The sequence below is a fragment of the Planctomycetota bacterium genome (genome assembly GCA_039819165.1).
Classification (GTDB): domain Bacteria; phylum Planctomycetota; class Phycisphaerae; order Phycisphaerales; family UBA1924; genus JAHCJI01.
In genome coordinates this window covers 273,311-293,023 of the sequence record JBCBSM010000001.1, presented here as the reverse complement: position 1 = coordinate 293,023, position 19,713 = coordinate 273,311, and the positions used below count along the sequence as shown (strand labels likewise).

Here is a 19,713-nt window from a genome sequence, read left to right as displayed (position 1 = left end):
CGCCGGCCACTCGACCGCAAGGGGTTGCTTGACGCTCGGCGAGCCGCCGGTCTACATTTGCGGCGCATCAAGAGTCCCGGAATGCCTCCGACAGGTTCCGGGCGGCAACCGAGCTCGCTCACGCGAGTCGCGGTGCCGAGGCCAGCCCCGGCGTGGGGAGCGATGCGGGCGAGCGGCGTGCAGCCGACGCCAAAACAGCAGCGGCGATGTCGCCGCGTTCCACGCCAGCACTGGACGCTTTCGATGCTGTGAGGAGTTCACGGCATGGGACGATCCATCGCATTCGAGCCATTTGATCTAAGTCACGATCCGCACGAGCGGGCTGCCGCGCTGTGCCCCGGCGTCGGCCACGGACCCGCCGACGGCGATCCGCTGGTGGCCCCGCTCGTGCAGAGCACCACCTACGGCCGCAGCCGCGTGGGCACCGACCCCGAGCACCAGTACTCGAGGGTGTCCAACCCGACCGTCGCGACGCTGGAGCAAGCACTCGGCCGCCTCGAGCACGCGCCGCCCGCCGCGTGCTTCACGACGGGCCTGGCCGCCGAAACCGCGCTCTTCCTCGCCGTTCTGCGGGCCCACGACCACGCGATCTGCGGGCGATCGGTCTACGGCGGGACCGTCCGGCTGCTGCAGCAGGTCCTGCCCGAGCTCGGCGTCGAGACGACCTTCGTAGACACGACCGACCTCGACGCCGTGCGCACGGCCGTCCGGCCGAACACGCGGCTGGTCTTCGTCGAGACGCCCTCGAACCCGACGCTGGAGATCACCGACATCGCCGGCGTGGCCTCGATCGCGCGGCAGGCGGGCGCGTTGCTCGCCGTCGACAACACGTTCCTCACCGCCGCACTGCAGCAGCCGCTCGATCTCGGCGCCGACGTCTCGGTTTATTCGACGACGAAGTTCGTCGACGGCCACTCGGTGGCGCTCGGCGGCGCGCTCGTGAGCCGCGACACGGACCTGCTGGAGCGCATCCGCTTCATCCGCAAGTGCACCGGCGCGATCCAGACGCCCTTCAACGCGTGGCTGACCATCAACGGACTCAAGACGCTGCCCCTCCGGCTCGAGCGGCAGTCGGCGAGCGCGCAGCGGATCGCCGAGTGGCTCGCGCAGCACGACGCCGTCGAACGGGTGCGGCACCCGTCGCTCGCGGAGGGCCAGCAGCGCACTCTGGCGGAAACCCAGCACGCCGGGGCGCACGGCGGCGTCGTCTCCTTCGAGGTCGCCGGCGGCCTCGAGTCAGCGCGGCGGGTTGCCGAGCGGCTGGAGCTGTGCACGCTCGTCGAGCACGTCGGGTCGGTCGAGACGCTCGTGACCCATTCGGCCAGCATGACCCACGCCGACGTGCCACCCGAGCAGCGGCTGGCGTGCGGCATCTCGGAGGGCCTGCTGCGGCTGTCGGTAGGGCTAGAGCCGCCCGAGGCGATCCTCGCCGACCTGAGCCAGGCCCTCGACGCGGCCGCCGGGACGAGCGCCGCCCCATCCTCCGCCCTGACGGCCTGCTAGCCGGCGGCGGGCGAACCACAATCGCGCGCCGAGATTGGCGTTTTCCCGAGTACAATTCAGAGAATCCCGATCCGCCGCAACGCGGACCGGGTGCGGAGGACGCCGACCCCGATAACCCCGCGAGCGGCCGGATATGCCCGACAAACGCCAACTCCGGGTTCCGCGATTGCGACCCCTTGCGGCGGCCTGGGGCATACTTCAACTCGGCGACGCGACGGGGGATGGAGGAGAACAGAGATGATCAATGCTCGCTGCGCGCTCGCTGGACTCGCCTGTCCGATCCTCCTGCTGTCCTCGCCGGGCGTGGCCCAGACCGCGGGCGGCGACCCAGCCGATCACACGGACCTCGCGCCGCGCCGCAGTTCGCTGGTGCAGCGGCCGTACCTCACGCGGAGCGACGATCGGTCGCTGCTCGCGCCGCGGATCGGCATCGACGCCCCGCCCGGCGGCCCCGCCGTCTTCCCCGACGAGTTCCGCACCATCGACGGCACCTTCAACAACCCCACAAGGCCGCTGCTGGGGTCGGCGGGCACGCCCTTCCTGCGGCAGATGGCCCCCGCCTACGGCGATGCGGCCGGCGACGTGCCCGCCCGCCTGGACGGCCCGAGCCCCCGCCGCGTGAGCAACGCCGCGGCGCTCGACACCGGCGATGTGCCCAACCTGCGCGGCGTCTCGGACTACCTGTGGCAGTGGGGCCAGTTCCTGGACCACGACATCACCGAGACGCCCATCGCCGACCCGATCGAGGCGTTCGACGTCGTGGTGCCCAGCGGCGACCCATGGTTCGATCCGATGGGCACCGGCGCGGTCCGCATTCCGCTCGATCGCTCGGGCTACGAGGTGGTCGAAGGTCGCCGCGAGCAGGTCAACCACATCACGGCGTTCATCGATGCCTCGAACGTGTATGGCTCGGATGCCGCCCGCGCCGCCGAGCTGCGCACCCTCGACGGCACCGGCATGCTCAAGACCAGCGACGGCGATCTCATGCCGTTCAACGTCAACGGCTTCCCCAACGCCCCCACCGCCGACGACCCGACGCTCTTCCTGGGCGGCGACGTCCGCGCGAACGAGCAGATCGGGTTGATCGCGATGCACACGCTCTTCGTGCGGGAGCACAACCACTGGGCGATCGAGATCCGTGCGGCCGACCCGACGCTGTCTGGCGACGAGATCTACGAGCGGGCGCGGGCGATCGTGGCCGCCGAAATGCAGGCGATCACCTACAACGAGTTCCTGCCGCTACTGCTGGGGCCCGACGCCATCCCGCCCTACGCGGGCTACGACCCGGACGTCGATCCGAGCATCACCAACGTGTTCGCCGCGGCGGCGTACCGCTTCGGGCACAGCATGCTCTCGGGCGTGCTGCTGCGACGGGACCGCTCGGGCGAGCCCGCGGCCGAGGGCGACATCTCGCTGGCGGGCGCATTCTTCAACCCCGCCGAGATCGTCGACCACGGCGTGGACTCGGTGCTCCGCGGCCTGGCGATGCAGCGCGCCCAGGAGATCGACACCATGGTCGTCGACGAGGTCCGCAACTTCCTGTTCGGCCCGCCGGGCGCGGGCGGATTCGATCTGGCGGCCCTCAACCTGCAGCGGGGCCGCGACCACGGCCTTCCCGGCTACAACGACGTCCGCGTCGAGTGCGGCTACCCGTCCGTCGGCCAATTCGACCAGATCAACCCGGACCCCGCCGTGTGGGCCCGGCTGGCCGTCGCCTATGACAAGGTCGACCACATCGATCCGTGGATCGGGATGCTCGCCGAGCCCCACGAGCCCGGCGCGATGGCGGGCAAGACGCTTCGGCGGGTGCTGGCCGACCAGTTCGCCCGGCTGCGCGACGGCGATCGCTTCTGGTACGAGGCGTATCTGCCCAGCGACATGGTGCGGCTGGTCGAGCGGCAGACGCTCGCGACCATCCTGCGGCGGAACACCGGGCTGGACGATGAGATCGGCCACACGCCCTTCATGGTGCGCGCGTGCGACGCCGACCTCGACGGCGACGGCAAGCTGACGCTCTTCGATTTCCTGGCCTTCAGCACCCTGTTCGACGCGGGTGACCCGCGGGCCGACTTCGACGCCGACGGCGTGCTGACGATCTTCGACTTCCTGGCGTTCCAGACGGCTTTCGACGCGGGCTGCTAGCCGAGCGGCCGCATGAGCCGCTCAATCGAGCCGTCCTCGCGCTGCACGAGCACCTCTGAAGCCTCGTGGAGGAACATGCCGTGGTCGATGACGCCCGGCGTGCACGTCAGGGCCCGGGCGAGTCGCTCGTGGTCGTGCCCGCCGTTCTTGAGATCGACGTCGAGGATTAAATTGCCGTTGTCGGTCAGGTAGAGCGAGCCGTCCATCGAGCGGCGGATGACCCCCGACAACCCGAGGTCTCGCAGCGCCGCCCGGATGGACGCGAGGCCGAAGGCCATGATCGCAACGGCCAGCGGCGTACGCTCGCCCAGGGCCTCAACGAGCTTGACCTCCTCGACCAGGTAGACGCGGCGTTCGGCGGCTCGCGCCACCAGCCGCTCGCGCGTGACCGAGCCGCCCGCGCCCTTGAGCATCCGCAGCTCGTCGTCGACCTCGTCGGCGCCGTCGAAGAGGTAGTCGACCCGTTCGATGGTCGCGAATTCGCTGATGGTGATGTCCAGCTCGTGGGCGTAGACGGTGCTCGCCTCGCTGGTCGACACGCACGCGATGTCGAGCCCCTCGTGGTGGATGCGGTGCGCCAGCGCCTGGATGCCCCGCCGCGCAGTGCGTCCGGATCCCAATCCCACGACCTGCCCGGATTGCACGTCGGCAACGGCCGCCCAGGCCAACGCGTCGGCGGTCGGATCGGTCTGCTGCCCGGAGTCAGCCAAAGCGCACCCCCTGGGCCAGCCGCAGCCGACCGCCGTAGTTGATCGTGCACGTCTGCCGACGCATGTAGGCCTTCCACGAATCCGAGCCGGCTTCGCGTCCGCCGCCGGTGTCCTTCTCGCCGCCGAAGGCCCCGCCGATCTCGGCCCCGCTCGTGCCCACGTTGACGTTGGCGATGCCGCAGTCGCTGCCCGCGTGCGAGAGGAATCGCTCGCCCGCCGCGATGGACGACGTCAGGATGGCCGAGCTCAGCCCCTGGTCCACGGCGTTCTGCATGGCGATGGCCTCGTCGAGATCGCGGTACGTGAACACGTACAGGATCGGCGCGAAGGTCTCCTCGTCGGCGATCGGCAGGGCGCCGCCGGCGGGCGCGCGGATGATCGTCGGCTCGACGAAGCAGCCGCCCAGCGGCGTGCCATCGCCACCCACGGGCTGGGCGCGGCGGCCGCCGGCGAGCACCTCGCCCCCCTGCGCCCGCGCCACCTCGATCGCCCGGTCGAATGCATCGCCCGCTTCGGCGTGGATGAGCGGCCCGACGAGCGTGCCCTCGGCCAGCGGATCGCCGATGGCCGCATGCTCGTAGCCCTCCACCAGCCTGGGCAGCAGCTCGTCGGCGATGCTCTCGTGCACGAGCAGCCGGCGGGTCGTCGTGCAGCGCTGGCCGGCGGTGCCCACGGCGCCGAACAGCAGGGTCGGGACGGCGAGATCCAGGTCGGCGTCGGGCTCGACGATCGCCGCGTTGTTGCCCCCGAGTTCCAGCAGGCAGCGGCCGAGCCGTTCGGCGACCCGCGCGCCGACGTGGCGTCCCATCCGGCACGAGCCCGTCGCGCTGATCAAGGGCAGCCGACGATCGCCGACCATCGGCTCGCCGATCTCGTCGTCGGTCCCGATGATCAGCTGGAACACGCCGTCGTGGCCCATGTCCCGCGCGACACGATCGGCGATGGCGTTGGTGGCGATGGCCGTGAGCGGCGCCAGCAGGCTGGGCTTCCACAGCACCGTGTCGCCGCACACCGCCGCGATCATCGCGTTCCACCCCCACACCGCGTTGGGGAAGTTGAACGCCGTAATGACGCCGACGGGACCGAGCGGGTGCCATTGCTCCATGAGCCGGTGGCCCTCGCGCTCGCTGGGGATCGTGCGGCCGCCGAGCATGCGGGACAGCCCGACCGCGTAGTCGGCGATGTCGATGGTCTCCTGCACCTCGCCGACGCCCTCGCTGGCGATCTTGCCGACCTCCAGGCTCACGAGGCGTCCCAGCGCGGTCCGATGAGCGCGCAGCTCGTCGCCGATGGCGCGCACGACCTCGCCCCGCTTCGGCGCCGGGACCTCCCGCCAACGGCGGAAGGCCTCGCGGCTGCGCTCGATGGCGTCCTCGAGATCGCTGCTCGTGTTGCTGCGCACGCCCGCGAGCGGGGCGCCCGTGGTGGGGTTCGTGCTCTGGATGGCATCGGCGGACGCCGAGGCGTCCACGAGGACGCGAGGATCGTCCGCGAGGCGCAGCTCGTCGAACAGATCGGGCTCGGTCAGCGTGGGCATTGCGCGAGTGTAGGCCGACCCGAACGACGCGCCGCCGGCCGGACGTGCTCGCGTCGCCGGCTACGCTGGATCCAATGGCCCGCCCGGCATCCCTCGATCCCGCCATCGACGTCGTGCTCGCGACGAACAACCCGGGCAAGGTCGCGGAGCTGCGGCCCATCTTCGCGGCGCTCGGCCTCCGCGTCATCGGGCTGGGCGAGGTCGCAACCCCGACCACCGAGCCCGCGGAGGACGGAACCACCTTCCTGGAGAATGCGACCATCAAGGCGCGCGGCTACGCAGTGCAGGTCGGCAGGCCGTGCCTCGCCGACGATTCGGGCCTCATCGTCGATGCACTGGGCGGCCGGCCCGGCGTCATCTCGAGCCACTTCGCGACCGACGGCCGCGAGACCGGCGCGAGCCGCGGCGAGCGGGACGCGGCCAACAACGCCCGGCTGCTGCGGGAACTCGAGGGCGTGCCCGCCGACGCGCGGTCCGCCAGGTTCGTGTGCGCGATGGTGCTCGTCGACGCAGCGGGCGGCCTGTTGGCGACCGCCGAGGGCACGTTCGAGGGACGCATCGGCGTGCCGCCCGCGGTGCCCGCCGGGGACGGTGGCTTCGGCTACGACCCGTTGTTCTTGGTCGCGCCGGCGTTCAACGCCACCAGCGCACAACTCGGCGTCGCCGAGAAGAACCGCATCAGCCATCGCGCCGCGGCAGCAGGGAATCTTGTTCGCGAGCTCCAGCCGAGGATTGCTCGGTAGCTCGCATCGCCGGGCGGCCCGAGAGCGCACTACGCAAAACGCCCCCACCAGCTGGCGGGGGCGTTCGTTGCGTTCGCCGGAACGGAAGATCTGGTGACTAGCGGCGGCGACGCAGGCCCACGATGCCGAGGCCGACGGCGGCGAGGGCCGCGGAGGTCGGCAGCGGCACGATGACAAAGGACGTGCCCTGATCGCGCAGGTCCAGCCAGCCGTCCCTGCCCGACCAAGTGTTCAGGAAGCCGTCGCCGGCATCACCCGCGCCGAAGTAGGTCGTGTCCAGGTTCTTGAACGGGTGGAACCAGACGCCGATCTCCTCACCGAAGGCCACGCCCGTCCAGTCGCCACCGGGGGGCGGCGGGAACGCGTCCTGGATGACGCTCGCGTCAATATCCAGCGAGAAGGTGCGGCTGCCGTCGACGTTGTCGACGACCGAGACGCCGTTGACGAAGCTGTCGTAGATCGACGTCTGGATGCGGCCGGGAGTCTGCGTGCCGGGAGTGGAGGCGTCGCCGTCGATGTGGCTTGTGGCCCCGTTCTGGCCGTTGTAGCCGTAGACGCTGGTGACGATGTCACCCGAGCCGCCGTCGACGAACTCGGACGCGTCGAGGTAGATCATCGCCAGCTCGCCCGTGATGCCCTTGGGGTTGTCGCCCGGGCTCACGACGAGCGTGTAGCCGTCGGTGATCTGGTCGCTGAACGTCACGTCCCACGTGAACCGCTCGGTCTTCTCGTTGTAGGTGCTGGTGATCGAGTCGATGCGGCCGCCGCGGTCGTTATGGCTGGTGTCGCCGAAGTTCCAGTTGAAGGTGTACTCCTTCGGCTGGGCGACCGCGGTGCCCGCTGCGGCAAGCACCGCCACGGCAATGAGGCGCGTCTTCATCTTTGATTTCCTCTCTCTGCTCCGAGAACGCAAGCCGCGCCTCAATAGGCGCGAGTGGGCGAAGAATACCGCCAGCCGACATTAGGGCAAGCGTGTACCTGCCAAATGGCGAGAGAATCTATGAGAGCCTGTCAGATTGGTTATTATAGGACAATACACAGTTCAAGCTAGGAAAGATGCGTCCGCCCGTGCCCCACTAGAATAGGGTATTGTTCGCGTCAACTTTTCCCGGCGGATTCGGGCTTCGTCCAGGTCCAGTCCGCGTCCTTGTGCAGCCGCGTGGCGCTCTGGCGGATGCAGCGACGGCAGATCACCGCCCCCGTGTCGCGGTCGCCTACGGGCACCGGGCTCTGCCAGCCCGGCTCCTCGCGGACCTCTAGGCACATCGTGCAGGTCGCACCCTGGGGCATGCTCGACTGGCCGTGCAGCACCACCTCGGTATACGCCACCGCGAGTGCGTCGCCGCAGATCAGGCTGCCCTGGTGCCCCTCGACCAGCGGGAACGTGCCGTCCCAGGTGCGGCCCGTAAAGTCGCACACGAAGTCCTGCGGCTGCATGTCCAGCGGGTTGCTGCCCGGTCGGTGCATGGCCCGATGGTACCGGCCGATACCATGGACGATGGCCCCGCAGACCACCCAGCCCGCCGATACCGACGCGGAGCGCCTCGACGGACGTCGCCTCCGCGTGGCGTTGGTGGTCAACGCCGGCAAGCCCGACGCGGTGGATGCCGCCCCGGTCGTGCGGGAGGCCATCGAATCCCACGCCGAGCTGCTAGGCCGCTACGACACGCTCGATGACGGCGCGTCGCTCGGTGGCGTCGGTGGTGCGCCGCGTGCCGACCTGGCCATCGTGCTCGGCGGCGACGGCACGCTGCTCGGGCTGGGATCGCGGGCGGTCGAGACGGGCGCGGCCCTGCTCGGCGTGAACTTCGGCAAGCTCGGCTTTCTTGCAGAGTTCGACCTGGATGGGTTCCTCCGCCATGCGCCGCGGGTGCTCAGCGAGACGATGCCGCTCCGCGATGTGGCCGCACTCGAGGTCGAGATCGTCCGCAACGGCGAGGCCGCCCTGCGGGCCACGGTGCTGAATGACGTGGCGATCTGCAACGGGGCGCCCTTCCGCATGATCGACCTGCGGGTCGAGATCGACGGGCAGCCCGGCCCACGCGTGGCGGGCGACGGCCTGATCGTGTCCACGCCCACGGGCAGCACCGCCTACAACGCCGCTGCGGGCGGGCCGATCCTCGAACCCACGCTGCCGGCGATGGTCATGACGCCCATCGCGGCCCACTCGCTGAGCTTCCGGCCCATCGTGGTGCCCGCGGCCAGCACGATCAGCATCGGCGCCGAGCGCATCAACGAGAACGACGGCCTCGGGACGTCGGCGGTGCTCGACGGGCAGCGGGTCGAGCCGCTCGAGCCGGGTGACGTCGTCCGCGTCCGCGTTGCCGGGCGTCCTCTGCGGCTCGTCGTCAACCCGGATATGGGCTACTGGGAGCGGCTGATCTCCAAGATGCGATGGGCCGAGCGGCCGGGCTCGGGCTGAACCGGACTGCTGGCTCGCATCGAGCACTCACGCCGGCTGCGGCTCGGTGGCTGGCGCAGCCACGGGCGATGGAGCACGTGCGGCGCGGTCGGCGGGCGCGGCGTCCAGCCGAGTGAACGCCCGCCGCGCGGCCGCCTGCATGTCCAGGGCGAGGCTGAACAGCAGCGGCGTGAGCACCAGCGTGAAGATCGTCGAGACCAGCAGCCCGCCGACGACCACCGAGCCAAGCCCTCGGTACATCTCGGAGCCCGCTCCGGGGAAGAGCACCAGCGGCATCATGCCACCCACGCTGGTGAGCGTGCCCATGAAGATCGGCCGCACGCGGCTGGTCGTGGCGCGGGCGATGGCGTCGTGCGCCAGGGCGATGTCCTCGGGCGAACCGCTGCGGCCGGCCTTGCCCATGAAGTTGAGTGCCTGGTGCACGATCAGGATCGCGTTGTTGACCACGATGCCGATCAGGATCACGAAGCCCAGGATGGTCAGCACGTCGAGGTTCTGGGGCGCGATCGTGGGGTCGGCCACGCTTCGATCGTGGACGAGCTTGAGAGCCGCAAAGCCGCCGACGATCGCGAGCGGCACGGTGAACATGATCACCAGTGGATACAGGAAGCTCTCGAAGAGAGCGCACATCAGTAGGTACACGACGGCCAGGGCCCACACGAAGCGTGCGGTCAGCAGCTGCGGCTGGGAGGCGAGGCCCCAGGACATCGCGAGGAGGAGCCCGCCGAGCACCAGTAGGCCCGCGCTGCCGTAGAGCAGCCAGGGCCGCCCACGCCGCATCGAGATGACAACGGTGCATAGCGACGCCGCCATGCCGGCGATCCAGACGAGCAGGCCGCCGCCGAGCACCGTCGCGTTGGTGTCGCCGCCCTCATCGCGGGCCCCGAAGAGCGCGGCCTGCACCTCGTCGAGCTGGGCTGCCGTGCCCTCCAATCGAACGCGCATTGTCGAGTCGATCTGGCCGCTGTCGCGGAGCGGCTGGATGATCTCGCCCTGGAGCGCCGCGATCAGCTCGCCCAGCGGCAGGTCCTCGGGCGGCCGCACCTGCACCGAGACGCTGGGCAGCTCCTCGACGCGGCTGATCTCCTGGGGCGCGGTGCCGCGGACGATGTCGACGACGCTGTCGACGGGCACCACCGGACCCGCGGGCGTCGCGATGGGCACGCTGAGCATCTGCTCGACGTAGGCCAGCCGCCCGCCGAAGGGCAGCAGCACCAGATCCACCGGCTCGCCGTTGAGCTGGTAGTCGCCCACGAAGACGCCGTCGAACAGGCCGCGGACGGCGGTGCCGATGCCCTCGGTCGTCAGACCCAGATCGCGGCCGACCTCGTTGATCTCGGCGCGGATCTCGGGCTGCTCGATCGTGAAATTGGCCGGGTTGGGCCGCACGCGGTCGTAGCCGTACTGGCCGGCCGCCTGCATGAACACCTGGAAGGCGACGCCCTTGACCTTGTCGAGGTTGGGCCCCGAGATCTCGATGTCGACGGTGCCGCCGCCGCCGATGCCGCGGCCGAAGAGGCTCGACTGGCTCGCGCCGCCGAAGATGTCGGAGTTCAGCCCCGTCATCGAATTGGACAGCAGCTGCCCAACGGGGATGACCACCTGCTCCTCGGCGCTCGTCGCGCCGGCGAACATGCCGCCGCCGAAGGCGCCAATGAAGAAGTTCTCGACGGGCACCGGCTCGAACGGCGGGATCGGGCGGAACTCGCCGGTTTCGGCATCGAACTCGCCGCCGCGATCGATCTGGGGCAGTTCGGCGACCCGCGCGACGTCGCCGAGTTCTTGGGTGGTGTAGGGCCCCACCACCGACTCCATCCGCTCGGCCAGCTCCGTCCGCGCCTCGACGGACATTCCCGGCGGCAGCAGCAGCCCGCCGAACACGAGGTTGCGGTTGCCCGCGGGCAGGTAGTCCAGCGGCGGCGCGAGGCTCCGGGCGAGCAGCAGGCTGGCCGCGGTCAGCAGCAGGATCACCAGCGGCCGCAGCGTCCAGCCCCGCCACGAGCCCATGAGCCAGCGGGCCGCTACGCCCACGCCCTGCGCGAAGGCGCCGGCGAGCGTCGCCAGGCCGCCCAGGCTCCGAGCGACGCGGACGGCCGGGTTCGTCGGCTCCCGCCGGGTGCCCAGCCAGCTCGCGCAGGCCGATGGGATCACGGTGATCGACACGATCAGCGACAACAGGACCGCCCCCACGATGGCCAGCGAGATGTCGCGGAACAGCTGGCCGGCCTCCTCCTGGATCGTCAGCACCGGGATGAAGACCGCCACGGTCGTGAGCGTCGACGCGATGATGGCGCCCCAGACCTCCCGTGCGCCGTTGTAGGCCGCCTGCGCCGGCGGCTCGCCCGAATTGCGGTGGCGGTCGATGTTCTCGAGCACGACGATGGCGTTGTCGACCACCATGCCTACGGCGAAAGCCAGCCCCGCCAGCGACACGACGTTGAGCGTCCGCCCCAGCCCCAGCAGCACCAGGAAGGTGCCGATCACCGAGATCGGGATCGCCAGCGCGATGACGAGCGTCGCGGGCACGGATCGCAGGAAGATCAGCAGCACGACGCCCGCGATGATGCCGCCGATCCACAGGTTCTGCAGCACCAGCGAGATCGCCGAATCGATGTAGGTCGTCTCGTCGTAGACCTGCCGAAGCCGCAGCGCGGGCCCGACCTCGGGATGCAGGTTGGGCAGCACGTCGGCCCGGACGCTGTCGAGTTCCGCCCGCAGGCCATCCATGACCTCCACCACGTTGGCGCCGGTCTGCCGCAGGGCGTTGATCGCCAGGCACGGCTGCCCGAGGGACCGCACGAAGCCGCGCGACTTCTCGTGGCCAACCTCCAGCGTACCGATGTCGCGGACGTACACCGGCTTGCCGTCGGGCGAGGCCACGATGGTGTCGAGCACCTGCTCGCTCTGGGTGAACTGGCCCACGACACGAACGCGGTAGTCCCGCTTGCCCTCGGCGATCGTGCCCGCCGACACGTTGCGGTTCTCGCCCCGCAGTGCGCCGAGCACGTCCACGTGGTTGACGCCCCGCTGCGCCATGGCGTAGGGGTCGAGCAGCACGCGGACCTCGCGCTCGCGGCCGCCGTAGACGTTCACCTCCGCAACGCCGCCGACGCGCTCCAGGAACGGGCGGATCTCGCGGTCGACAGGGTCGAAGAGCGTCGTGATGTCGAAGTCGGCGAACTCGTCGAGCCGGTCGGGATCGATGTCGAGGATGATCCAGGCGATCGCGTTCTCGGCGGCGCCCGTGGAGTCGGTGACGATGGGCTCGTCGACCTCTTCGGGGTACTCCGGCACCTGGCGGAGCGCGTCGGACACCTCCTGGAGCGCACGATCGACGTCCGTGCCGATGAAGTACTCCAGCGTGATGACCGCCGACCCCTCGCTGCTGAGCGAGCGCATCGACTTGAGATCGGCCACGTTCTTGAGCCGCTCCTCCTGCTCCTTGGTGATCTCGTCAACGATCTCCTGCGGGCTGCGGCCGGGCCAGTTCGTCGTGACCGTGATGACGGGCCGGTCGACCGTCGGCGTGAGCTGGATGGGGATCTCGCGGACGCCGATCAGGCCGAACATGACCACGAGGATGACGCCGACCACGACGCCGACGGGACGCTGGATGGCAAGGCGGACGAGATCCATGGACTAGGCGCCCCCGGCCGCTGCGGGCTCGCCCCGGTCGGCCACGCCCCCGTCGGGTGCCCCACCTTCGGGCGGCGCGCCGATCGTTGGGTTGCTCAGGTTGAGGATCTGCAGCGGCTGGGTTGGGAACATCCGCTCGTTGCCCTCGACGACGACCATCGCGCCGGGCGGGAGCGCACCGCCGCGGACCGCCACTCGGTCGCCCGCGCTGAACAGGCGGGTCACGCGAGCGGGCACGCCGATGTGGCCTCCATCCTCGCCCGGCACGGCGAAGAACACGAACTCGCCCGCGTCGTCGCGGAGCATCGCGTCCTTGTGCACCGTCGTCGTAGGCTCGGTGACGCCCGTGGGCGTGAGTCCGACGACGCCCATGCCCGGACGCAGCCGCTCGCCGGCGTTCTCCATGCGGATGCGGACCGGGAATAGCCGGGACCGCGGGTCTGCATCGGGGACGATCACAAAGGACCGCGACGCGACCTCGCGATCAAGGGCGGGCACCCGCACGCGGACCTGGCCGCCCTCCCCCGCCAGGCGATCGATCAGCCGCTCGGGCACATCGATCCAGGCCTCGACCACGTCGAGGGCGACGATCTCGGCCACGGCGTCGCCCTGGGCGACCCACTGGCCCGCCTCGGCCCGCTTCGACACGACCCGGCCCGCGAAGGGCGCGACAATCTTCATGTCGGAGACCCGCTGCGCCGCCAGGGCGACCTCGGCCTCGTCGAGCGCAAGCGTGGCCTCGGCCGCCGCCAGCCGAGCGTTGGCGGTTGCCAGCGCGGTCTCGGCGTTGTCGATCTCGCGGAGGTTGCCGCCGCCGCTCTCGTAGCTCCGCCGCGTGCGGTCGAGATCGCGGGTGGCGTTCTCGACGAGCGCCCGCCGCTCGGCGATGACCGCCCGCGACGTGGCGACCGCCGCCTCGGCCCGCCGGAGCGAGAGCGCCGCGCGGGTGTCGTCCAGGGCCGCGATGACCTCACCCGCCCGGACCGCGTCGCCCTCGCGGACCATGATCTCGATGACCAGGCCCTCCTCCTCGGAAGCCAGCACGCTGCGGCGGATGGCGCGGATCTCGCCGGTCGACTGCCGCCAGGTCTCGAGCGGCTCCATCCGGGCGAGATCCACGCGGACCGTGGCGGGCGGGCCCTGCGCAATCGCGGGGCCGGCCGCGATCAACGCGACGAGAGCGAGCAATGCAGCACGGCACCTCAACGGTCGGCCTCCTCATCGACGGGCATCGACAGCTTCGCCCCATCCAGCACGTACATGCCGAAGAGCCACTCGCCGCGCACGAATGGGTCGACGTCGAGCGTACCCGTGACCAGTCCGTACTGCGGCCGGGTCAGGATGGGCGCGGCCAGCGCGACCTCGACGGCGTCGTAGGGCGAGGGCGGCACGCCCAGGCAGCAGCCGTCCCAGGGATGCTGCATCAGCAGCACCTCGGTGACCTGCCGCTCCGCGAAGGGGATCGCGAGGTTGCCCTGCAACTGCACCCACGTGCCATCGAACATGGTGACCCGCTCGGGCAGCACGAGCTTGCCGCGCGACGGGTTGAAGGTCTCGTTGGCCGACACGAAGAGGTCCCACGGCACGATGTAGGGATCGTCCGCGGTGCCCGAGCCGGTGACGGTGAATCGGTCGTCGATCCGCAGGCCGTCGCCGGTCCGATCGATCTTCGCCGGACGGATGCGGTACCCGGCGAACTCCTCGGGCGCCGGCCCGAAGCCCGCCGGCCGCGGCAGGTTGCGGATCTCGGCCCACAGGTCCTCGCTCTCCGGCGGCGGCTTGGTGGACGCCACGCTCGTGCCCGCCGACCACGCCGCGAGCGTCAGCCCCGGCAGCGGGTCCTTCCGCACGAGCACCTCGGCCCCCGCGATCCGTGTCGAGCCGTCGCCGCCGCGGGATACGAACCCGGCGAGCCTGCCGTCTTCGTCGATCGCGGGCGCGCCCAGCGACCACTCGGGCAGCGGCTCGGCCGGCACGATGTCGATGCCCTTCTCGTTCACGCGGACGCGTTGTACCTCGAGCACCGCGTTGGGATGCGTCGGCGTCTCGGCCCCGGGATCCTCCGCGGCGCCCAGCACGAGCAGCTTGCGGCCCGGGAAGGGCTCGAGCGGCGCGACCCGCAAGCCGCGGAGCAGCTCGGAGGGCACCTGCACGGACAGCAGCACCAGGTCGGTGGTCTCGTCCTCGAAGATCACGCGATTGACGGGGAACCGCTGGCCGCCGTTGTACACGATCGTGGCGGCATTCGAGCCGAAGACCGCCGACCGGGGCGCGGCGACCTTGCCCGGGCCGATGAAGAAGCCGGTCACCGCGCTGCTGGCCTGCTCGTGGTCCTCGCCGGCCTGCTGCAGCTCTACGGTGACGATGGCGGGCTCGTACAGCGGCGCCATCACCTCGAGCGGGGATTCGGCCTGCGCCGCGATCTGCCGCATGCGGGTGTGGATCGCGTCCGCCTCGGGCTTGGGCTCCAGATCGGACAGCCGCGCGCGGGGACGCTCCGCCGTCGCGGACGCCCCGGTGGCGGCCGTCGCCGCGTCGCTGCGCGAGCCGCCGGCCGTGGCCGCGACGACCGCGACCGCCGCCACAACGACCACGCACGTTCCCAGGACACCAGAGATCAACACCGCCGGCGAGAGCCGGGATCGCGCCTCGCGTTGCATGCCATCGCTTCCTTCCATGATGCACCAAGGCTAGCCCAGCGGACGCAGATTCATCGCCACGCTGGTCCGATACGCGAGCAGCGCCGGCGCGATCCCCGCGAGCGCGGCCAGCAGGACGGCCGCGATGCCGATCCACCCGATCGCGGCCGGGGAAACCGTGGGGTCGACCACGAGCCCGAGCTGGGCCTTGAGCGCCGCGGCCACCGCCCAGCCGCCCGCGAGGCTGAGCACGACGCCCAGCACGACACCCGCGCACCCGAGCAGCACGGCCTCGGCCAGCACCCATCGCACGATCCGTCCGCCGCTGGCGCCCAGCACCCGGAAGGTGGCGATCTCACGACGTCGCTGCTCGGTGGCCGAGTAGAGCGCGAGCATGATCGAGACCGCGCCGGCGACCAGTACCGCGGCGGCCATCGCCAGCAGCACCTGGTCCACGCGGCTGACGATGCGAAAGAGCGCGTCGATCTCAGCCGACGGCGACGCCACGGTGATCGTCGGGTTGCGGCGGAGCTCCGCCGCCAGCTCCGCGATCGCCGCCGACGCCTGGCGGCCGGGCCGCACCACGCCGCGGACGTACACGCCCGTCACCAGGCGGTCGGCCGTCGTGAGCGACTCCTCGGTCAGCTCGATGGTCTCACCGGGGTTCTGCCGCTGCAGCCGATCGTGCGCATGGATGATCCAGCCGGAAACGAGATCCGCGAAGACCACGCGGTCGTGCGAGGTGCCGCTGGGCTCGAGCACGCCGACGACCTCGTACTCGAAGTCGCCGTGCACGAAGCCCGCGCCCGCCAGGCCGCAGGTCAGCACGATGGTGTCGCCCAGGTCCAGCCCGGTCTCCCGCGCCACCCGATCGCCCAGCACGACCTCGAAGCGATCCGCGATGCCACGACCCTGCGATAGGCCCCACCGCCGACCGGCATCGGGGGCATCGGGATCGAAGCCCGCATCCGGGCTGAACTTCTCGAAGAACTCCGCCGGCACCGCGGTGACGGGATAGTCCGCGTAGCTGTCGCCCTGCTGGATGGGGATGGCGTAGGCCAGCCTCGGGTCCCGCTGGAGCTGCTGCACCTGCACCCAGGTCAGCACCTGGCTCGGCGTGCCGGCGTGGAACAGCCCGTTGAGCACCGACACCAGCGGCGAGGGCTCGGCCGACACGACGAGGTGCATGTTGCCCGCGCCCCGCTGGAGCGTCTGCTTGGCCGCATCCCGCATGCTCAGGATGGTCAGCAAGAGCGCCACCGCGATCGAGACGGTCAGCACCGTGGTGATCGACGAGAACCGCCGGCCCAGCAGGCTCCGCGCCACCACGCGGCCATCGGACAGCGGCATCAGGCCGCCTCCGATCGGCCGGCGAGGTCCCGCAAGTCCTCGACGCGCTCGAACCAGCGAGCGGCCTCGGGGTCGTGGCTGACGCACAGCAGCGAGGCGCCCTCAGCCTCGCAGGTCGAGCGGAGCAACTCCATGGCTACGCCCGCGTTCTCGGGGTCCAGGCTCGCGGTCGGCTCGTCGGCCAGCACGAGCGTGGGTCGGGCCGCGATCGCCCGCGCCACCGCGACCCGCTGCTGCTGGCCGACACTCAGCGTCTCGGGCAGCGCGTCGCCGCGCTCGATGCCCAGCCGGCCGAGGAGCTCGTCGGCTCGACCATCGTGCTCGCGTGCGGACAGATCGCCGAACATGAGCGCCGCCAGCACGTTCTCCCGCGCGGTGAAGCCGTGCAGCAAGTTGAAGGTCTGGAACACCATGCCGACGTGCCGGCCGCGGAAGCGGTCCCGGGTGGCGCCCCGCAGCCCGTGGATATCCCGGCCCGCAATCTCGACGGTGCCGAGCGTGGGCTCGAGCAGGCCGGCGATCAGCTGCAGCAGCGTCGTCTTGCCCAGCCCCGACGCGCCCCGCAGCAGGGCGTGCTCGCCCGCCGCCAGCTCGAAGGCCCCAACGCGAACGACCGGCGGCGCGTCGGACGCCGACCGGTCGTAGCGGAAGCTGAGATCGTGGATGGCCAGGGCCGCGGGCATCGCCACGATGATACGCGGACGCGCACCGTGTCCGAGCCCGTCGCCCCTGCGGCGCTAATTGCCCCGGAACTCGATGTCGTCCATCGCCACCCGGCCGCGCGCCGAGCCGAAGGCCGCCCCGAACTCGAAGCGGATGGTGGCGATCTCGGTGAGGTCCAGCCCCGATCCATCGCGGAGGAAGTCGGCCAGGGGCAGCACGATGGTCTCGAACTCGTTGGCCCAGCCCGCGCCGCTGCCCTCGCCCGTCCGCTGGTAGGGCTCCTCGACGCCGCCGCCGTACACGCCGAAGTCGATCGAGCTGCTGGTGCCCGAGGCGTCCACGAGCGTGACGGTGAAGCTCAGGTCGCCCAGCTCGGCCACGGTCTCGGGATGGCGGGTGCCCTGGCAGGCGCGGAAGGCCAGCGACTCGAAGCCGCTGACGTCCACCTGCCCGCCCACGAGGCCGTAGGTGATGCTGGCCGGCGAACCCACCGACCAATCAAACACCACGCCCCGGGGGTTATCGGGGGAGCTCGGCCGCACGCGGGTCATGCCGTTCATGGGGTCCGAGGGCGACCAGGTGAGCGAGCCGTCGACGTCCCGCATCTGGGCCTCAACGAGGTTGGACACCGTGAAGCTGACGTCGGCGCCGGAGCTCGCCCGCGTGGTCGACGGCTGCGTCTGGAAGTCGTCGATCACCAGCCGGGTCGCGGCCGTCACCGGCTGGTACTCGTTGTCGACGACGGTGGACTCGCGGACGCCCGGGAGCGCCATGCTCTCCCACTGCCGCTCGAAGATGTCCAGAGCCGGCTCGTTGTCCCGCACGTAGTGCTGGATGGTCGCCAGCCAGTCGATCTTCGCGACCTGCTGGACCTCGGCGCGGCCGATCTGCGTCGCCGGGGGACCCTGGAAATCGTTGAAGCCGCAGCAATTGAAGTCGTTGTGGTCGGCCCCCTGGATGTAGGTCACCTGCTTGTTGCCCGTGCCCCGCTCGTAGATCGCGAAGGGCTTGCTGCCGCCGCCCGGACGGCCGCGGACGTCTCCGTCCGACGAGCCGTAGATGAAGTGGTAGTTGACATCGCCCGGCAGCGCCCGCACGCCGAAATCGGTGGGCGCGATGCTCGACACGACGAGGATGTCGTCCAGGTCGTAGTTGGTCGGGTTGTAGCTGCCCGTAACGATGCGGTCGTAGGCGCGGACCACGCCCTCGCCGCCGCGGCTGTGGCCGATCCACACCGTGCGGGACTGGTCGAGACGGCCATCCAGCGCGCCGCCGGCGATGGTGTCCAGGTTGCCGAAGAAGTAGTCGGTGTGCCGCAGCGTGGTGCTGCTGGCGGTCTCGATGCCCGGCACCGTGTCGTTCTCGTGGCTCATCACCACCCAGCCGTGGCTGGCGAAGTGGTCGTGCATGTAGTCGTACCAGACGTACTGCTGACCGTTGCCGTGGCTGATGATGACCACCGGCACGTTGTCCCTGCTGGCGATGTCCGTCGGGTAGGTCAGCCGCTGCTGGTCGCGGCTGGAGGGGATGCCCGGGAAGCTCGCGGTGTACGTGTTCACGCGGGTGGTCGCGACGGGGCCGGCGGTGGTCAGGTCCTTGAACAGCCAGAAGCCCACGCCGTCGAGGCCGTCGATGAAGTCGCCGTCGCCGAGCGCACCATCGCGGTCGACGTCGATCACGACGTCGTAGGGCACGCCGATGCTCTCGCCCGCGTCGGCGTCGAGCAACGCGACGCCGCCCTGGGCGAGCTGGTTGTCCGCCGTCGACGCACCGCCGCCGAAGCTGCCGGCCTGCGGGAAGCCGCGGGCGTCGGCCAGGCTCGGATCGCTGGCCCATTCGGCCGCGGTCTTGTCTTCGACGATGTAGACGTCCACGAACCCGCCGGGGATGTCGACGGCTTCGGGATCGAGCGACACGAAGAGCGCCTCGCCGGTGTCGAACGTCCGCGGGAAGGTCGCGAACGGAAAGCCGGGCAGATCGACGCTGGCCAGCTCGAGGGCGATCGGATCCTCCGGGCAGCCGTCGTTGAAGGCGTTCTGGAAGGCCAGGAAGTCGAAGATGTCCAGGTCGCCGCTGCCGTCGAAGTCGGCGCGGGGATCGCCCGCGCCGAACAGGTTCTGGAACTCCAGGAAGTCGAAGACGGTCAGCTCGCCGTCGCCGTCCAGATCGGCCGGGCAGTCCTGCGCCAGCGCGGGCGCGGCGATGACAAGGCCGGCCGCGGCGGCCAGGGTGTGTGCTCGGATGCGTTGCATGGGATCTCCTCGCGTCTCTCGATCTCTCTTGCGGTCAGATTCCAAACTTGGAGACAAATACCGAATGCCGTCACGGGCGGCGGCGCCCCCCGCTCCTTCTCATAAGCCCGAACCAC

The 19,713-nt window shown here is 70.6% G+C and carries 14 protein-coding genes; 4 read left to right on the top strand and 10 right to left on the bottom strand.

The window, feature by feature from the left end; all coding sequences use genetic code 11:
• Positions 1-264 precede the first annotated feature (264 nt).
• Positions 265-1,503, top strand: a complete 1,239-nt coding sequence (locus AAFX79_01340) for an aminotransferase class I/II-fold pyridoxal phosphate-dependent enzyme (protein ID MEO1007192.1) — start codon at positions 265-267, stop codon at positions 1,501-1,503.
• A gap of 237 nt (positions 1,504-1,740) precedes the next feature.
• Entirely contained in the window at positions 1,741-3,645 is a 1,905-nt protein-coding gene (locus tag AAFX79_01335; GenBank protein MEO1007191.1) for a peroxidase family protein, read from the top strand.
• On the opposite strand, the gene rpiA is transcribed toward AAFX79_01335, so the two are convergent.
• Positions 3,642-4,355 carry a ribose 5-phosphate isomerase A gene (rpiA, locus tag AAFX79_01330; protein MEO1007190.1) on the bottom strand — a complete coding sequence of 238 codons (714 nt, stop codon included), beginning with the start codon at positions 4,353-4,355 and terminating at the stop codon, positions 3,642-3,644. The genes AAFX79_01335 and rpiA overlap by 4 nt on opposite strands.
• Complete coding sequence (locus tag AAFX79_01325) at positions 4,348-5,892, bottom strand: aldehyde dehydrogenase family protein (protein MEO1007189.1); 1,545 nt, start codon at positions 5,890-5,892, stop codon at positions 4,348-4,350. The genes rpiA and AAFX79_01325 overlap by 8 nt, the downstream gene beginning before the upstream one ends.
• 74 nt (positions 5,893-5,966) lie before the next feature.
• Between AAFX79_01325 and AAFX79_01320 the strand changes: the two genes are divergently transcribed.
• Positions 5,967-6,635 (top strand): non-canonical purine NTP pyrophosphatase, encoded by a 669-nt coding sequence (locus tag AAFX79_01320; protein ID MEO1007188.1) that lies wholly within the window; start codon positions 5,967-5,969, stop codon positions 6,633-6,635.
• Positions 6,636-6,732: 97 nt separating this feature from the next.
• Here AAFX79_01320 and AAFX79_01315 read toward each other — a convergent pair whose 3' ends face one another.
• Complete coding sequence (locus AAFX79_01315; GenBank protein ID MEO1007187.1) at positions 6,733-7,515, bottom strand: hypothetical protein; 783 nt, start codon at positions 7,513-7,515, stop codon at positions 6,733-6,735.
• 218 nt (positions 7,516-7,733) lie between these two features.
• On the bottom strand, positions 7,734-8,102 hold the full coding sequence (locus AAFX79_01310; protein ID MEO1007186.1) for a hypothetical protein: 369 nt from the start codon (positions 8,100-8,102) through the stop codon (positions 7,734-7,736).
• Positions 8,103-8,133: 31 nt separating this feature from the next.
• On the opposite strand from AAFX79_01310, the gene AAFX79_01305 reads away from it, so the two are divergent.
• A complete protein-coding gene (locus tag AAFX79_01305; protein ID MEO1007185.1) occupies positions 8,134-9,057 on the top strand; it encodes an NAD(+)/NADH kinase in 924 nt (307 codons plus the stop codon).
• 27 nt (positions 9,058-9,084) lie between these two features.
• Here AAFX79_01305 and AAFX79_01300 read toward each other — a convergent pair whose 3' ends face one another.
• From AAFX79_01300 to AAFX79_01275, 6 genes are read right to left on the bottom strand one after another with little or no spacing between them, the layout of a single operon-like run.
• The gene (locus AAFX79_01300) at positions 9,085-12,693 is read right to left on the bottom strand and encodes an efflux RND transporter permease subunit (GenBank protein MEO1007184.1); all 3,609 of its coding nucleotides are present in this window, start codon (positions 12,691-12,693) and stop codon (positions 9,085-9,087) included.
• Between the two features lie 3 nt (positions 12,694-12,696).
• Positions 12,697-13,899: an efflux RND transporter periplasmic adaptor subunit gene (locus tag AAFX79_01295; protein ID MEO1007183.1), complete on the bottom strand. Its 1,203-nt coding sequence runs from the start codon at positions 13,897-13,899 to the stop codon at positions 12,697-12,699.
• Complete coding sequence (locus tag AAFX79_01290; protein MEO1007182.1) at positions 13,896-15,353, bottom strand: hypothetical protein; 1,458 nt, start codon at positions 15,351-15,353, stop codon at positions 13,896-13,898. Before AAFX79_01290 ends, AAFX79_01295 begins: the two co-directional genes overlap by 4 nt.
• 30 nt (positions 15,354-15,383) lie before the next feature.
• Positions 15,384-16,682, bottom strand: a complete 1,299-nt coding sequence (locus AAFX79_01285; GenBank protein ID MEO1007181.1) for an ABC transporter permease — start codon at positions 16,680-16,682, stop codon at positions 15,384-15,386.
• Complete coding sequence (locus AAFX79_01280) at positions 16,682-17,365, bottom strand: ATP-binding cassette domain-containing protein (protein ID MEO1007180.1); 684 nt, start codon at positions 17,363-17,365, stop codon at positions 16,682-16,684. Before AAFX79_01280 ends, AAFX79_01285 begins: the two co-directional genes overlap by 1 nt.
• 54 nt (positions 17,366-17,419) lie before the next feature.
• Positions 17,420-19,597 (bottom strand): GC-type dockerin domain-anchored protein, encoded by a 2,178-nt coding sequence (locus AAFX79_01275; GenBank protein ID MEO1007179.1) that lies wholly within the window; start codon positions 19,595-19,597, stop codon positions 17,420-17,422.
• Positions 19,598-19,713 lie beyond the last annotated feature (116 nt).

Excerpts from the sequence above, each read along its gene's own strand:
- AAFX79_01275 (MEO1007179.1), bottom strand. The coding sequence starts at position 19,597 with ATGCAACGCATCCGAGCACACACCCTGGCCGCCGCGGCCGGCCTTGTC.
- AAFX79_01280 (MEO1007180.1), bottom strand. The coding sequence starts at position 17,365 with ATGCCCGCGGCCCTGGCCATCCACGATCTCAGCTTCCGCTACGACCGG.
- AAFX79_01335 (MEO1007191.1), top strand. The coding sequence starts at position 1,741 with ATGATCAATGCTCGCTGCGCGCTCGCTGGACTCGCCTGTCCGATCCTC.
- AAFX79_01305 (MEO1007185.1), top strand. The coding sequence starts at position 8,134 with ATGGCCCCGCAGACCACCCAGCCCGCCGATACCGACGCGGAGCGCCTC.
- AAFX79_01285 (MEO1007181.1), bottom strand. The coding sequence starts at position 16,682 with ATGCCGCTGTCCGATGGCCGCGTGGTGGCGCGGAGCCTGCTGGGCCGG.
- AAFX79_01315 (MEO1007187.1), bottom strand. The coding sequence starts at position 7,515 with ATGAAGACGCGCCTCATTGCCGTGGCGGTGCTTGCCGCAGCGGGCACC.
- AAFX79_01320 (MEO1007188.1), top strand. The coding sequence starts at position 5,967 with ATGGCCCGCCCGGCATCCCTCGATCCCGCCATCGACGTCGTGCTCGCG.
- AAFX79_01300 (MEO1007184.1), bottom strand. The coding sequence starts at position 12,693 with ATGGATCTCGTCCGCCTTGCCATCCAGCGTCCCGTCGGCGTCGTGGTC.
- AAFX79_01310 (MEO1007186.1), bottom strand. The coding sequence starts at position 8,102 with ATGCACCGACCGGGCAGCAACCCGCTGGACATGCAGCCGCAGGACTTC.
- AAFX79_01325 (MEO1007189.1), bottom strand. The coding sequence starts at position 5,892 with ATGCCCACGCTGACCGAGCCCGATCTGTTCGACGAGCTGCGCCTCGCG.
- AAFX79_01340 (MEO1007192.1), top strand. The coding sequence starts at position 265 with ATGGGACGATCCATCGCATTCGAGCCATTTGATCTAAGTCACGATCCG.
- AAFX79_01290 (MEO1007182.1), bottom strand. The coding sequence starts at position 15,353 with ATGCAACGCGAGGCGCGATCCCGGCTCTCGCCGGCGGTGTTGATCTCT.